The sequence below is a fragment of the Synechococcus sp. 65AY6A5 genome (genome assembly GCF_002760415.1).
Classification (GTDB): domain Bacteria; phylum Cyanobacteriota; class Cyanobacteriia; order Thermostichales; family Thermostichaceae; genus Thermostichus.
Genome location: NZ_AXUW01000002.1, coordinates 412,849 through 425,348 on the forward strand (window position 1 = coordinate 412,849; position 12,500 = coordinate 425,348).

Annotated in this window: 13 protein-coding genes and 1 rRNA gene (1 of these 14 running past the window's edge); 4 read left to right on the top strand and 10 right to left on the bottom strand. The window is 61.6% G+C overall.

The genetic code is table 11. The features are described 5' to 3' along the window. Positions 1-1,023, top strand: a 1,023-nt coding sequence (gene pdxA, locus SYN65AY6A5_RS13475; protein WP_099884734.1) for a 4-hydroxythreonine-4-phosphate dehydrogenase PdxA, incomplete at its 5' end; no start/stop codon positions are given. Here the strand turns inward: pdxA and rpiA are convergent. The 8 genes from rpiA to SYN65AY6A5_RS13515 all read right to left on the bottom strand — a co-directional run bounded on the left by rpiA (position 980) and on the right by SYN65AY6A5_RS13515 (position 7,697). Further along, positions 980-1,672, bottom strand: a complete 693-nt coding sequence (gene rpiA, locus SYN65AY6A5_RS13480) for a ribose-5-phosphate isomerase RpiA (RefSeq protein ID WP_011431125.1) — start codon at positions 1,670-1,672, stop codon at positions 980-982. The genes pdxA and rpiA overlap by 44 nt on opposite strands. A gap of 30 nt (positions 1,673-1,702) precedes the next feature. Next, complete coding sequence (rimO, locus tag SYN65AY6A5_RS13485) at positions 1,703-3,085, bottom strand: 30S ribosomal protein S12 methylthiotransferase RimO (protein WP_099812874.1); 1,383 nt, start codon at positions 3,083-3,085, stop codon at positions 1,703-1,705. A 135-nt stretch (positions 3,086-3,220) separates the two neighbouring features. Then, complete coding sequence (gene cbiQ, locus SYN65AY6A5_RS13490) at positions 3,221-4,012, bottom strand: cobalt ECF transporter T component CbiQ (protein WP_099812875.1); 792 nt, start codon at positions 4,010-4,012, stop codon at positions 3,221-3,223. 49 nt (positions 4,013-4,061) lie between these two features. After that, positions 4,062-4,706 carry a cobalt transporter CbiM gene (cbiM, locus tag SYN65AY6A5_RS13495; RefSeq protein ID WP_099812876.1) on the bottom strand — a complete coding sequence of 215 codons (645 nt, stop codon included), beginning with the start codon at positions 4,704-4,706 and terminating at the stop codon, positions 4,062-4,064. A gap of 2 nt (positions 4,707-4,708) precedes the next feature. Next, entirely contained in the window at positions 4,709-5,248 is a 540-nt protein-coding gene (locus SYN65AY6A5_RS13500) for a hypothetical protein (RefSeq protein ID WP_011431121.1), read from the bottom strand. A gap of 57 nt (positions 5,249-5,305) precedes the next feature. Next, positions 5,306-6,226, bottom strand: a complete 921-nt coding sequence (locus SYN65AY6A5_RS13505) for a DUF4382 domain-containing protein (RefSeq protein ID WP_240531067.1) — start codon at positions 6,224-6,226, stop codon at positions 5,306-5,308. Positions 6,227-6,354: 128 nt separating this feature from the next. Then, complete coding sequence (locus tag SYN65AY6A5_RS13510; protein ID WP_011431119.1) at positions 6,355-7,161, bottom strand: SH3 domain-containing protein; 807 nt, start codon at positions 7,159-7,161, stop codon at positions 6,355-6,357. A 167-nt stretch (positions 7,162-7,328) separates the two neighbouring features. Continuing rightward, a complete protein-coding gene (locus tag SYN65AY6A5_RS13515; protein ID WP_099812877.1) occupies positions 7,329-7,697 on the bottom strand; it encodes a hypothetical protein in 369 nt (122 codons plus the stop codon). Positions 7,698-8,084: 387 nt separating this feature from the next. Here SYN65AY6A5_RS13515 and SYN65AY6A5_RS13520 point away from each other — a divergent pair, with 387 nt between their 5' ends. Further along, positions 8,085-8,804 (top strand): response regulator transcription factor, encoded by a 720-nt coding sequence (locus tag SYN65AY6A5_RS13520; RefSeq protein WP_011431117.1) that lies wholly within the window; start codon positions 8,085-8,087, stop codon positions 8,802-8,804. A gap of 42 nt (positions 8,805-8,846) precedes the next feature. Here the strand turns inward: SYN65AY6A5_RS13520 and SYN65AY6A5_RS13525 are convergent, their stop codons facing one another. Beyond that, entirely contained in the window at positions 8,847-9,725 is an 879-nt protein-coding gene (locus tag SYN65AY6A5_RS13525; RefSeq protein WP_099812878.1) for an ABC transporter ATP-binding protein, read from the bottom strand. A 553-nt stretch (positions 9,726-10,278) separates the two neighbouring features. Between SYN65AY6A5_RS13525 and SYN65AY6A5_RS13530 the strand changes: the two genes are divergently transcribed. Further along, complete coding sequence (locus SYN65AY6A5_RS13530) at positions 10,279-11,871, top strand: TM0106 family RecB-like putative nuclease (protein ID WP_240531068.1); 1,593 nt, start codon at positions 10,279-10,281, stop codon at positions 11,869-11,871. 47 nt (positions 11,872-11,918) lie between these two features. After that, the gene (locus SYN65AY6A5_RS13535) at positions 11,919-12,386 is read left to right on the top strand and encodes a response regulator transcription factor (RefSeq protein ID WP_143597172.1); all 468 of its coding nucleotides are present in this window, start codon (positions 11,919-11,921) and stop codon (positions 12,384-12,386) included. Positions 12,387-12,446: 60 nt separating this feature from the next. Here the strand turns inward: SYN65AY6A5_RS13535 and rrf are convergent. Further along, positions 12,447-12,500, bottom strand: a 5S ribosomal RNA gene (gene rrf, locus SYN65AY6A5_RS13540) (it continues 64 nt past the right edge of the window).

The window sequence follows — 12,500 nt, forward strand, 5'->3', positions numbered from 1 at the left end:
CTGACATTGGGAGATCCGGCGGGGATTGGGCCAGAGATTGTGCTCAAGGCGCTGGCGGATCCCCAGGTGCAGGCCTGCGCCCAGATAACGGTGGTGGGCGAGCGGCAGGTTTTGGAAGCTACCTACTGCCTTCTGCGCCAGCGAGGGGCAACCGACCTGGCCGACCCGGCAGGGATCCCGGTGCTGGAGGGCGGCAGCGGCTTCTACCTAGAGCCGTCGCGCGTGGGCCGGGGGGATGTCGCAAGCGGGGCGGCCAGCTTTGCCTACCTGAAAACAGCTATTGAAGAAGCGCTGCGGGGCCAGTTCCAGGGGATCGTGACCGCTCCCATTGCCAAATACCTCTGGCACCAGGCGGGCTACCCCTTCCCTGGCCAAACAGAAGTTCTGGCCCAGCTCAGCGGGAGCGAGCGCTACGGCATGCTGTTTGTGGCCCGTTCTCCCCACAGCGGCTGGCAGATCCGGGTTTTGCTGGCCACCACCCACATCCCCCTGAGCCAGGTGCCCCTCACCCTTACCCCGGAGCTGGTGCGCGCGAAGTTGGACTTGCTGGTTGGATCCCTGCGTAAGCTCTTTGGGATTGTCAATCCGGTGATTGCTGTGGCTGGCCTTAACCCCCATGCTGGCGAGCAGGGGCAGCTTGGGCAGGAAGAGAAAACGTGGCTGGCGGAGCTGCTAAGAACCTATCCCCACGCCAAAATCTGGGGGCCGCTTCCCCCCGATACCATGTGGCTAGCGCCCGCCCAGGCCTGGTATGGTCAAGGAGCTCCTGCTGTGGCCGATGCCTACCTGGCTCTCTACCACGACCAAGGCCTGATCCCCGTGAAGCTGCTGGCGTTTGACCGGGCCGTCAACCTAACCCTGGGGCTGCCCTTTATTCGCACCTCCCCCGACCACGGCACTGCCTTTGACCTAGCCGGGCAGGGGGTAGCCCGCGCCGAGAGCCTCAAGCAGGCCATCCTGCTAGCAGCCGAGCTGGCCCTCAGCTCTGCCGCAGCGTCTCGATCCCTTCAGGCCCAGCGATAATGGCCTCCGTGGCCATGCCGATAAACAGGCCGTGCTCCACCACCCCCACCGTTCCCTTGAGCTGCTCGGCCAGCTTGGCCGGATTGGCGATGGGGCCAAACTGGCAGTCGAGGATGTAGTGCTGCTCGTCGGTGAGGTAGGGATCCCCCTCGGCAGTGCGCCGCAGCACCGCCTGACAGCCCAGGGCCTCCACCCGCGCTAGGGTCGTCTTCCAGCCAAAGCGCACCACCTCCACCGGCACCGGGAAGCGGGTGCCCAGGTGGGCCACCTTTTTGGAGGCATCGGCGATGATGATGAGCTCAGCAGCGCTGGCCTCCACCAGTTTCTCCCGCAGCAGAGCTCCCCCTGCCCCCTTGATGAGGTTGAGGGATCCCACTTCGATTTCGTCGGCTCCATCGATGGCAAGATCTAGGCGCGGCTGCTCCTCCAGCGTGGCCAGCGGGATCCCTAGAGAGCGGGCCTGTTCTGCCGTGCGCTCGGAAGTGGGCACCCCAATGAACTGCAGCCCCTCCTTTTGCATGCGCTGGGCTAGGGCGCCCACAGCAAAGGCGGCTGTGGATCCCGTGCCCAGCCCCACCACCATGCCCGACTGCACCTTTTGGGCCGCCGCTTGGGCTGCCGCCTGTTTCAGCTCATCTGCACTGGCCATCTCGCCTTTCCGAAGTTCAACCGAATTATTCTACCGTCCGCTCCAGCTAAAGCCTGCTGGCGCCTCCACCACCTGGCCAAAGAGATCGTAGGGCTCGGCCCGCGTAATCTGCACCGGCACCAGGGATCCCAGGGATCCCGGCCCGCGCACATACACCACCCCGTCCACCTCAGGGGCAAAGCGGGGGGAACGGCCAATCCACTCGCCGGTGCGGGGGTTTTCCTGCTCCAAAAGCACAGGCACCACCTGCCCCACCTGCTCGCGGTTGCGGCGGAAGGCGATCCCTTGCTGCAGTTGCATTAGGCGGGCGCGGCGCTCTTCCTTGAGGGGCTCCGGCACCTGCTGGGGCAGATGGTAGGCGGGCGTGCCCTCTTCCGGGGAAAAGGTGAACACCCCCACATGGTCAAATTGGTGGCGCTGGACAAACTCCAAAAGATGCTGGAAGTGCTCCTCCGTCTCGCCGGGAAAGCCGACGATAAAGCTGGTGCGCAGGACAGCCTTGGGCAGGGCCTGGCGCAGCCGTTCGATGAGCCGGTCGTTAACCTGGCCCTGCCAGGGGCGGTTCATGGCCTTGAGGATCGCTGGGTGGCTGTGCTGCAGCGGCAGATCCAGATAGAGCAAGAAATTGGGCGTCTCCTGAATGGCCTCCACCACCGCCGGCGTAATGCCCGTGGGGTAGGCATAGAGCATGCGGATCCAGGGGATGGGGATCTGGCCCAGAGCGCGGATAAGCTCGGCCAGCCGCGGCTCCCCGTAGAGGTCGAGCCCGTAGTTGGTGGTGATCTGGGAAATGAGGATTAGCTCCTGCACCCCTTCTGCAGCCAGTTGTTCTGCTTCCCGCAGAATGGACTCGATGGGGCGGGAGCGTTGCTTTCCCCGCAGGTGGGGGATGATGCAGAAGGAGCAGCGGTAATCACACCCTTCCGCCACCCGCAGGTAGGCCACCGGGGCATGGGTGGTGCGATAGCGGGGGACGGTCTCGTCGGCAATGTAATCTAAGCTCGAGGTAACGGCGTTAACCCGCTCTCCCCGCTCTGCCCGCTGGATAACCTGGACAATCTGGTGGTAGTCGCCGGTGCCGACGATGGCCACCGCCTCGGGGATCTCCCGCAGCAGCTCCTCTTGGAAGTGCTGCGCCAGGCAACCAGCGATGATGATCTTCTTGCCCTGCACCGCCAGCTCCATCAGGGTGCTGACCGACTCCCGCCGCGCCGCTTCGATGAAGCTGCAGGTGTTGACGATGACGTAGTCGGCGCTGTCTTCGTCGCCCTCCACCCGGTAGCCTGCCTGGGCCAGCAGGCCCAGCATGTGCTCGGTGTCCACCCGGTTTTTCTCACAGCCCAGGTGCACAACGGCAACAGCCGGCGCTTCCTTGAGGGAAGAGGTAGACAAAGCGGTTTCTAACCAGTTCATAGCCCCAGGAGAGGACGCGCAAATGGCGACAAGAGCTGAGAAGATTAAAGCCTTCTTATTCTAGTTCTAGTTGGGTTTTGCTTTTAAAGGCGGGGAAGAGAACCGTCTATCTTGTCTAACTCGCTGCCAACCCGCTCAATCGGGATAGCCCCCAAAGTTAACCAAAACCAAGCCAACAGCCACTGCCAGCGCCAGCCCGGTGGCCGCCCAACTGCAGGGATCCCCGCCAGCCGCTGGCGGCACCAAGGGCGCCCGCCCGTAGCCCCGCAGGCGCAGCGCCTGGTAAACTCGCTGCGAACGTTCGTAGCTGCGAACCAACAAAGTGCCCACGGCAGCAGCCAGAAAGGGCAGGTCTTGCCGCCAAGTTGGCCCAGGCTGCCACAGGGATCCCCGCGGTCGCCAGCCCCTCAGCCGCGCGGCCCGCTGCATCCGCTGCCACTGGCTGCCCACTTCCTGCAAATAGCGCTGGGTTAGCCAGGCCAGTTCCAGGAGGAGGTCGGGGATCCCCAGCGCCCGCAAAGCTGCCAACAGGGCCGGTAGGGGAGTGGTCTCCAACAGCAGCGTCGCCAGCGCTAAAAGCGCCAGGCTGCGCCCGCCAAGGCAGAGGGCCCTCTCCAGCCCCTCCCAGCGCAAAGCCAGGGATCCCCAGCGCCAGAGGAGGGTGTCCCCAACGGCAAAGGGCAGGAAGAGGACAAAGGCTATCAACAGAACGCCGGGAGCGGCCAGGCGTCTGAGCCCTCGGCGCAGAGGCAATCCGGAGAGCCCCCAGAGAAAAGCCACCACCGCCCAGACCAGGGGTAGCAAGGCCAGGCGCTGCACCTGGGCAAAGGCCGCCATCAGTGCCAGCAGGCCAACCAGCTTGGGCAGGGGCCGCCAGCGGTGCAGCCAAGAAGGGGGCGGCGGCAGGGGAGCTTGTGAAGAAAGCATCCTCTCCCTAACCGGCATGGCCCGACGACAGGGATGAACAGCCTCAGCCCTATCTTTGGGCATCTTCTCCCAGCAGCTCCGGCTGCACCCGCTGCAAAAACCCCACCACCCAACGGGTAAACAGCCCCTCCACCACCGCCAGCGGCAGGTGGGCAGCTACCAAACTGGTCAGAGCCAGGTGCTCTGCCGAGGTGGAAGGGATCCCCTCCCTGCGCAGCGCCGCCAGCACCACGCCGTAAAACAGCAGCGCCGCCAGCACCACCCCCACCGCTCCCGCCCAAAAAGCGGCCCAGCCCGTGCCCAACCAGCGCCGGCTTGCCCGGAAGATCCCTCCTGCCAGAAGCGCCGGGATCCCCATAATGGCGGCGTTGATCCCCAGGGTGGTCAACCCCCCATGCCCAAAAGCCACCGCCTGAAAAAACAGGCCCACCACAATTGCCGGGTAGGCCAAGGCCCCCAGCATCACGCCCATCAGCCCATTGAGCAGCAGGTGCAGGCTGGCCGGGGGAAAAGGCAGGTGAAGGGAGGAGGCGACAAAAAAGGCCGCCGTGAGCAGCGCTGCCTTGGGGAGCTGGCGGCGGGGATCCTTTTCCAACCGCTGGAGGAGGTGTAGGCTCCAACCCGTAAGCAGGGCAGTGATGCCATAACCCCCCAGCCAAAGCGGTGCTGGCAAAAGGCCCTCGCTGATGTGCATGGCTAGTCTTGGCTCAAAGCGGCAGCATCCACTGGGGAGTCGGGGAGTTCTGGGCCTTGGAAGGGGCGGGGCCGGGAAAAAAACAGGGCCGTGCCCAAACAGCCCCAGATAACACAGGCAGCCATAACCCCCCGCTGCAGGGGGCCAAAGCCAGGGGAGGAGGGGCTGGGGATCCCTTCTGCCTGCATACCCTCCTCGCCCACCGGCACGTTCACCACCCCGCCGTGGCCGGCCTGGCGAATGCGCACCTGCCACAGTCCCTTAAGCTCAGGATCCGGCTGCAGCCAAAACCGGCCCTCTCCGTCTGTCTCTCCCTCCTGCCAGGGGAGAGTGGGATTGGTGGGCGCAAACACCGTAACTCGGGCAAAACGCATCGGCTCGCCGGAATCGTAGCGGGCCTGGATCTCAAAGGTGGGAACAGCCCGCCAAGAGGCCTCCACCCCATGGCCCCAAGCCGGCGGAGATAGGAGCAGGCCCAAGGCCAACCAGCTCAGTTGCCAGGAAGGGGAAAAAGGGATGCGCTTTGGCCAGACTGAGTTCATCGGTCAGCAAAAGACAGAGGACACCCTTCGATCTCAAAAGCCACCCAGGCCTAAAACCTAAGGCAAGGATCCCGTCCCGCCGAGGCCGCCAGAGGAGGCGCGGCAGTGGCCCTCTCCCACGTGCCCCAAGCTCTGCAGGCTCTGCAAGACGGCCTGGGCCCTAGGGGATCCCTCCTGCAGGCTGCCCCAGTCCACCTCCAGCGGCTGGGATCCCGCCTTTAGCCCTTGCTCGAGGGAGACTGGGTCAACTGGGTCCAACTTCACAAGGGAGGCAAACCCCAGCGCCGCTGAGTTGAGGTCGTCCTTGGGAGGCAGGCTGCCATTCCCAAACAGGTGGTCGAAGTGGAAAGTCGCCTCCAGATCCGCCACCTGGCCTGCCCGGACAAAGCCCTTGCGCGTCTCCCCCACGTACTCGCCGCAGACAAAAGCCAGCTCGGGGCTGAACTTGAGCACAAAGGGGATCGCCTCTCCCTCCCCTTCTGCCGGTCGAGCTCTGCCCTCGATCCAGAGGGAGTAGCCCTTTGCTGGCCCCTCCGCTGCCGGCACTAGGCGCCAGGCCAGGGCGTTGTAGTGCCCAGGGGGGGCTTCCAGGGATCCCAGCAGGGCTCGCTCCGGCACCAAATCCACCGTAAGAGGCCCTGTCAGGCTGACCAAGGCCTTGGCCTGGAGCTCGCCTTCCCCTTGCGGATCAAAAGGGGGATCCGTCTGGTAGGCCGTAATGTCCGCCAGCGTCACGTACACATGCTCAAACTGCAACGCCCAGCCCTCTTTGGAGACCAGCCCCTCCCGCAGGAACGCTTCGCCGTTGGCCCACAGCTCCAGCGTGCCCGTAGCCGAGGCAGAGATCGCCTGCCCATCCCTGGCTGGCCCCGGCTCGACAGGCGGGCGACAAGCCGTCATGCCGGCTCCCAGACCCAGGGCCACCAGAACCATCCCTTTGGCCAGGGGTCGCAGCAATGACCACTGAAACCAAGACACCAGGTGCTGCCACCAGTGTAAGAACTCCCTCCCGCTAGCGCGCCTGCCCCTCCCGACAGCGGCTGGCGGTACTGTCCCAGCCAACCACAAGCTCTCGCCAACCTACAATCCCCCACCGGGGCATCTTGCTACTCTTGCGCCAGGTTGCCGGCCCGCACCCAACCTTCCTGCCCGTTCTGGCGCCGGATGCGCTGCCAGCGGCCATCGGCGCTGTACTCCAACACCGTCACCACCTCATTCATGGGCAGGCCACCAATGTAAGCCCCTTCCCGGTCGGGAGTGGCCCGTAGCGCCAGGCCAATCGGCTCGATCACCCGCCCCTGCGCACCTGGGGCAATGCTTGTTGCTGCGGGGGGCCGAGTCGGCAAAGGAGTGGACTCTGGTGTGGATTCGACCGCAGGCGTTGCAGCAGTTGTGGCTGAAGCAACCGCTGCCCCACCCTCCACGGGGCCCAAATTGCCGGCCCGCACCCAGCCTTCCTGGCCGTTTAGCTCCCGCCGCACCCGCTGCCAGCGGCCATCAGCGCTGTACTCCAGCACCGTCACCGTTTCCCCCGCCACAATTCCCCCTTGGTAGGCTCCGTCAGCAGAAGGCTGGCTGCGAATGGCTAGACCTATGGGCTCGATTACCCGCCCGCGGCTGCCGGGGGGAAAGGCCTCAGGGTCGATGGTGCCCGCCGCCGGCAAGGACTCCGTCCCACTGACGCGAACAGAGGGGGAGGAAGGCAAACTTGTCGGGCTGGGTAAGGGATCCACACGCACCGCGCGAGGAAACTGAGGCGCCGCAGGAGGAGCCAGCAGGGGGGCAATGAACCGCCACGCCTGCCAACCCAGAGCAGCCAAGACCCCAACCGAGAGGCTCAGTGCCATTAAGGTGCCGAAGGGAAAACCGCTGGCAGCAGGAGAAGAACGGCCTCGCATTGGGTAGTTAGCCATCCAAAACTCAGCTCCCAAAAGCCGGAGACGAAAGCAAAGGGCTTTGCCAACGCTTGCAAGTACCAGAGCATCTCTGGTACTTCTAGTTTCGCCTCTGTGTACTGCCTTGGGAAGCCACCTACCCAGGGGCAACGCTGTCTGGAGCAAATCAGTAGCAAGTTTAGTTTCTACTTAGTGAACATATTCTCCCAGTCGGTGGTGAGAACCTCGTGGCCAAATGTCCACCCGGCCAGGAGCAAGGGCAAGGCCAAGCCCAGGAAGCCGAAGAAACTGATGACCTGGGCAATTTGTCGCTGGGCCCTTTTCTTTTTCGGGTCGGGGATGTAATTAGCAGCTACTGTGAGCTTTGAGCAAAAGGCCACCACCACCGCCCCCACCGGTCCCAAAACCAGCGAAGGCCACAGCCAATCCGCTACCTGCGCATACTCGTAGGCCCGGGTAAACGGCATGATGACAAAACAGGCCAGCTCCAGGATCCCCCAGGTGAAGAGGGCCAACTGGATATCTTTGCGAAAGACTTCGTTGGGATTGTACATAGGCTTCTGGGATAAACCGGCGTGCAACTTTAAGGTTTGGCCTGCAAGTACAGAAGTGGCGAGGTTTTTGAATGGGCTTCTCTCTGCGGGCAAGAAGCTGCTGCGCGAATCCCTTTTACCTTACCCTTTCCCTTTCCTCCGGACAACCCAGTAGAATGAATAATGCCTGAGATTCTTGGGTTAGCCTCCCTTGATTTACCCAGAGAAAGAGGGTTCCAGAAAGGCCAAGCTCCTGGTGCAATCCAATGGGTAATGTAAAAACCTGAAGCTATCTGTTGTAGTCTGGATGGGCTGCCCTCTCCTGCCCAGGCGCAAAATGCGTTTGCCCTGCGGGCAGGGCTTTTCTACAACTCTGCCTCGTGCTGACTGTGAGAGCGTCAAGCTGCCATGTTACGCATCCTCATCATCGATGACGATCCCAGCATTTGCGCGCTGCTCAAGCGGTATTTGCAGCGGCAGGGGTACTCAGTCGAGGTAGCGACGACGGGGGCCGAGGGCCTCCAGCAGTTGCGCGCTTTTCAGCCAGGCTTGGTGATTTTGGATCTGAATTTGCCGGATGTGAGCGGCTACGACCTTTGCCAGCAGATGCAAAAAGAGACCGGCGTGTATGTGTTGATGTTAACCAGCCGAGTGAATCCTGCCGACAAGCTGCAAGGATTTCAGCTAGGCGCAGATGACTACCTGACCAAACCCTTCAGCCTGCCGGAGTTACAGGCGCGGGTACAGGCTATCCTGCGCCGAGGGCGGACGAGAACGGAAACAGGCAGCGCGCCGGTTTTGACTTTTCCCTCCTTGGTGATCGACCCGACCACCCGAGAAGTTATCCGTGACCGTCGCCCGATTAACCTGACCGCTCTAGAGTTTGATTTGCTCTACGCCATGGCTCGACACCCAGGACGGGTGTGGCGACGGTCTGAGCTGATTCAAGAGGTGTGGGATTTTAACCACGAGGGAGATGAACGGGTGGTCGATGTCCACATCGGCCAAATTCGCAAGAAGCTGGAAACCGATACCAGCCAACCGGAGCTGATCCGCACCGTGCGCGGAGTTGGCTACAAGTTCGAGCCCCCCACTCCAAAGGAGGGATGGGGAGAGGAAAAACCGTAACCTCCCTCTTTCCGAAGGAGAGAGGTTGAGGCTGAGGGCGCGCTAATCCAGGCGACGGCCCGTCAAGCGTACAAAAATATCTTCTAAGTTGGCAGGGCGCACCATCAGGCCGGTTTTGTCGGGTTCCGCTTCCAACTGCCGCTGGGCCTCCGCCAAGCTGGGGAAAAAGGTGTAGCTCACCTCCTGGCCAGGGCGGGAGCGCACCAGCAGGGCTTCTCCGTACTTGGCCCGCAACTGGTCGGTGCTGCCCAGCTCGATTAGCTTCCCGCCGTCCATGATGCCGATGCGGTCACACAGCTCCTCGGCCTCTTCCATGTAGTGGGTGGTAATCAGCAAGGTCATCCCCTGCCGGTTCAGATCCCGCAGGATCTCCCACAGCAGCCGCCGCGCCTGGGGATCCAACCCAACGGTTGGCTCGTCCAAAAACAAAATTTGAGGCCGGTGCAACAGCGCCCTGGCCACCTGGAGGCGCCGCTTCATGCCGCCGGAGAGGGTCTTCACTTTGTCGTGCCGCCGGTCGGCCAGCTTCACGTACTCCAGCCACTCGTCGATGCGCTGCTGCCGCTCCGGGTTGGGGATGTGGTGCATGCGCCCATGGAACTCCAGGTTTTCCCAAACCGTCAGCTCTGCTTCCAGGGTGATGGGCTGCAACACCACGCCGATCTGCCGCCGCACCGCCAAGGGATCCCGCACCACATCATACCCCCCTACGCGGATGGATCCCTGGCTGGGGCGGGTCAGGCTGGTGAGCATGCGGATGGTGGTGGATTTGCCGGCGCCGTTGGGCCCTAGCAGGGCAAACACCTCCCCCTGCGGGATCCGCAGGCTCAAGTCCTGAACCGCCACCTGCTGCCCAAAACGCTTCCACACCCCCTGCATTTCCACTGCCGCCGGCTGGGTCTGGGACAGGGCCGGGGCCATCGAAAGAGCGCTTACAGTCGGCTCCATCTGCGGGTGTAAAGAAATCTTTCTCCTTTAGCATACGCCAGGGCAGCCCCCCAAAACAGGTTTCTGGCGGGGAGCCCTTGGGCGGTCTCCTTTTGCTTTTTCAACTTCTCTAGGGCTGTGATCTCGCTCATCATCGTTTTCCCGTCAGCATTGAAAATGGTGAACGAGACCCAGTATTGACAAAACCACACCTAGCCCAGCAAATTGCGCAGAACAGCTCAGGCATTGGCCTAGCTGCTGAGCAACAATGAAGAGGCAAGGTGGGGTCAAGCCCCAGCTTTTCCCCAGCCAACAAAACGCAGCAATAGCCAGATGCAAAACAGAGACCGATTTGACCAAATTGATTTCCGCCTCGATCGCCTGGTAGGGGCGGTACTGACTTTGGCTGAAGCCGTCAATATCCCTCACCTTTTGTCAGCTCAAGATCCCAGGTCGTAAGGGATCCCCAAAAGGCGTGCCAAAATGGCAGCAGAGCTGAGGTTGTCCGCCGTTGGAGTTCCAGCAGGGTTCTGTTGACGCAGAAGAGTTGCTGGCCTTTTTTCGCTGTCGGCGCCTGCCCTACCTAGATCGCTTTGGGCCTCAAGAAGCCAAGCTGCCGCCGGAAAGCCTGCTGGAGCAATGGCGTCGGGATCGTCAAGCCCTGCAAGCTGCTGTGCTGGAGCGATTTCCGGGAGAAGAGGTGGCGCCGGGCAATGAAGCTCTCTTAGCAGCTATGGCAGCAGGGGCGGAGCGGATCTACGGCGGCCAAGTCGTCGCAAAGCTGTTTTGGGAAGTGGATCCGGAGGGAGCGGCAGAGGCGGAGCCTACCGACTCTGAAGTTGCCCTCGCCCCCTCCCTTGAGACAGAGGTGGAGCTCACCGAAGACAACTCCACCGACAAGACATCCTCCAGCCTTGCGCTGCCGCCTGAGGCTATTCCAGAGTTTCGTTCCGTTTGGGTAAGCAGCTCACTGGATCTCTTGATTCGGGATCCCTCCAGTATCGGCAAGGGCCAGCTCTCCTACCTACCGGTTCACATTCGCATTGGCAAGCGCCCCAAGCCGGAGTACGAGTTGTTGTTGGCGTTGCAGGCCGAGTTGCTTGGATCCCTGCAGGGTCAGGTACCCAAATGCGGCTTCTTGATCTTAAAAGACGGGAAGTGGCACCTTGTTCACCTCAGCCGACGCCGCACCCAGGTGCGTCGCTTGCTGCAAGATTATCTGCACTCCCTTGAGCAGGCGGAGCCGCCGCAGGTGTTTATGGCCCGCAGCCGCTGTCATCTTTGTCACTGGCGGGAGCACTGTCGGCAGTTGAATGCCGTCGCCCAGCCCCTCAGCCTGCTGCCGGGCGTAACCGGATCCCGCTATCCCCTTTTGCAGGAGGCAGGGATCCATTCGATTGAGGCTTTAGCTAACGCTCGCCTGGAGATGCTCCAGGCTATCCCCAAGCTGGGAGCCGGCGTGGCCCTGCAACTGCAGCTTCAAGCCCGTGCCACCCTCAGCCGCAAGCCCCTCTGGCTGCAATCCCCGCCTCAGGCTCTGCCGACAGCGCCCGTGGAGCTGTACTTCGATATCGAGGCGGATCCCCGCCACAACGTCGCTTACCTACTGGGCTTGCTCGTGGTAGAACAAGCAGAGGAGAACAAGGTTGTCAACTACTACAGTTGCCTAGCTGCTGAGCCGCGAGAGGAAGGGCAAGCCTGGCAACAATTCCTACAGCTAGTTCAACGCTACCCTGAGGCCCCCATCTATCATTTTCACAGCTTTGAAGTACAGACTTGTCGGCGACTGGGGGAGCAGCACCAAACGGATCCCCGAGAGGTGCGGCAACTGCTGAAGCGCTTTGTAGATTTGCACAGCTGGGTTCAGCGCTCGGTAGTGCTACCCATCGAGAGCTACTCCCTGAAAAACATCGCTCGCTGGCTGGGGTTTAAGTGGCAACTACCCGAGGGCAGTGGAGCCCACTCCATCTACTGGTACAGCCAGTGGCTGGAAACACGAGATCGCCGCTATTTGGAGCAGTCGCTCATCTACAACGAGGACGACTGCCGGGCTACCTATTGCCTTAAAAACTGGCTAAGCCAAGGTTCGGTTCTTGCCCCCGTCGACGGCCCAAGCCCAGATACTTGGGCCGGACATTGATCGAACCAGCACCATCTCGGTGGAATCGAAATCTGCCTCTCCTCATTTTGCTAACGAAAGATGCTGATCTCAAGCGCATGCTCTTGCAAAAGCCTATTGACCCAGATGCTATCTTTAAGATTCTCAACGAGCAACTAGATTATGCCAAAAATGAAGCCTCAAACCTCGAGAGAAAAAGGATTTTAGTTGTGGATGACAACAAGTCATTCGTCCTTGCGCTGAGAGAACCACTGGATCCCTGGAGACTTGACCTGTACTCCCTCTCGATCCCAAAAGACTTTTGGGAGCAGCTTAATCAAATAATGTCGGAATTAAACGACCGAGATTGGAGCAAGATCCCGATACTCTTCCTAATCGCCCACCCAGACCCTCACACACTCGAACAAGTCTTTCAAGCGGGAGAGGATGACTTCGTTGGTAAACCCATCGTCGGTCCAGAGCTGATCACGCACATCTTCAACCATCTGGAACGCACAGAACTCTTACGGCGAGCTCAAGGGAGAAACTTCCCGTAAGTTTTACCCCCAGATGAAAATTAACCCCCCTTGTATTGGGGGGTTGGTGTGGAGAGATGAGCCTGGCACCGAGCTAGGTTACCGGAGGGTCACCCCTCAAGTAGGTTCGCCGCT

Bases quoted from the DNA above. Each gene is read 5' to 3' on its own strand.
- rpiA (WP_011431125.1), bottom strand. From the start codon at position 1,672: ATGGCCAGTGCAGATGAGCTGAAACAGGCGGCAGCCCAAGCGGCGGCC.
- rimO (WP_099812874.1), bottom strand. From the start codon at position 3,085: ATGAACTGGTTAGAAACCGCTTTGTCTACCTCTTCCCTCAAGGAAGCG.
- cbiQ (WP_099812875.1), bottom strand. From the start codon at position 4,012: ATGCTTTCTTCACAAGCTCCCCTGCCGCCGCCCCCTTCTTGGCTGCAC.
- cbiM (WP_099812876.1), bottom strand. From the start codon at position 4,706: ATGCACATCAGCGAGGGCCTTTTGCCAGCACCGCTTTGGCTGGGGGGT.
- SYN65AY6A5_RS13500 (WP_011431121.1), bottom strand. From the start codon at position 5,248: ATGAACTCAGTCTGGCCAAAGCGCATCCCTTTTTCCCCTTCCTGGCAA.
- SYN65AY6A5_RS13510 (WP_011431119.1), bottom strand. From the start codon at position 7,161: ATGGCTAACTACCCAATGCGAGGCCGTTCTTCTCCTGCTGCCAGCGGT.
- SYN65AY6A5_RS13515 (WP_099812877.1), bottom strand. From the start codon at position 7,697: ATGTACAATCCCAACGAAGTCTTTCGCAAAGATATCCAGTTGGCCCTC.
- SYN65AY6A5_RS13520 (WP_011431117.1), top strand. From the start codon at position 8,085: ATGTTACGCATCCTCATCATCGATGACGATCCCAGCATTTGCGCGCTG.
- SYN65AY6A5_RS13525 (WP_099812878.1), bottom strand. From the start codon at position 9,725: ATGGCCCCGGCCCTGTCCCAGACCCAGCCGGCGGCAGTGGAAATGCAG.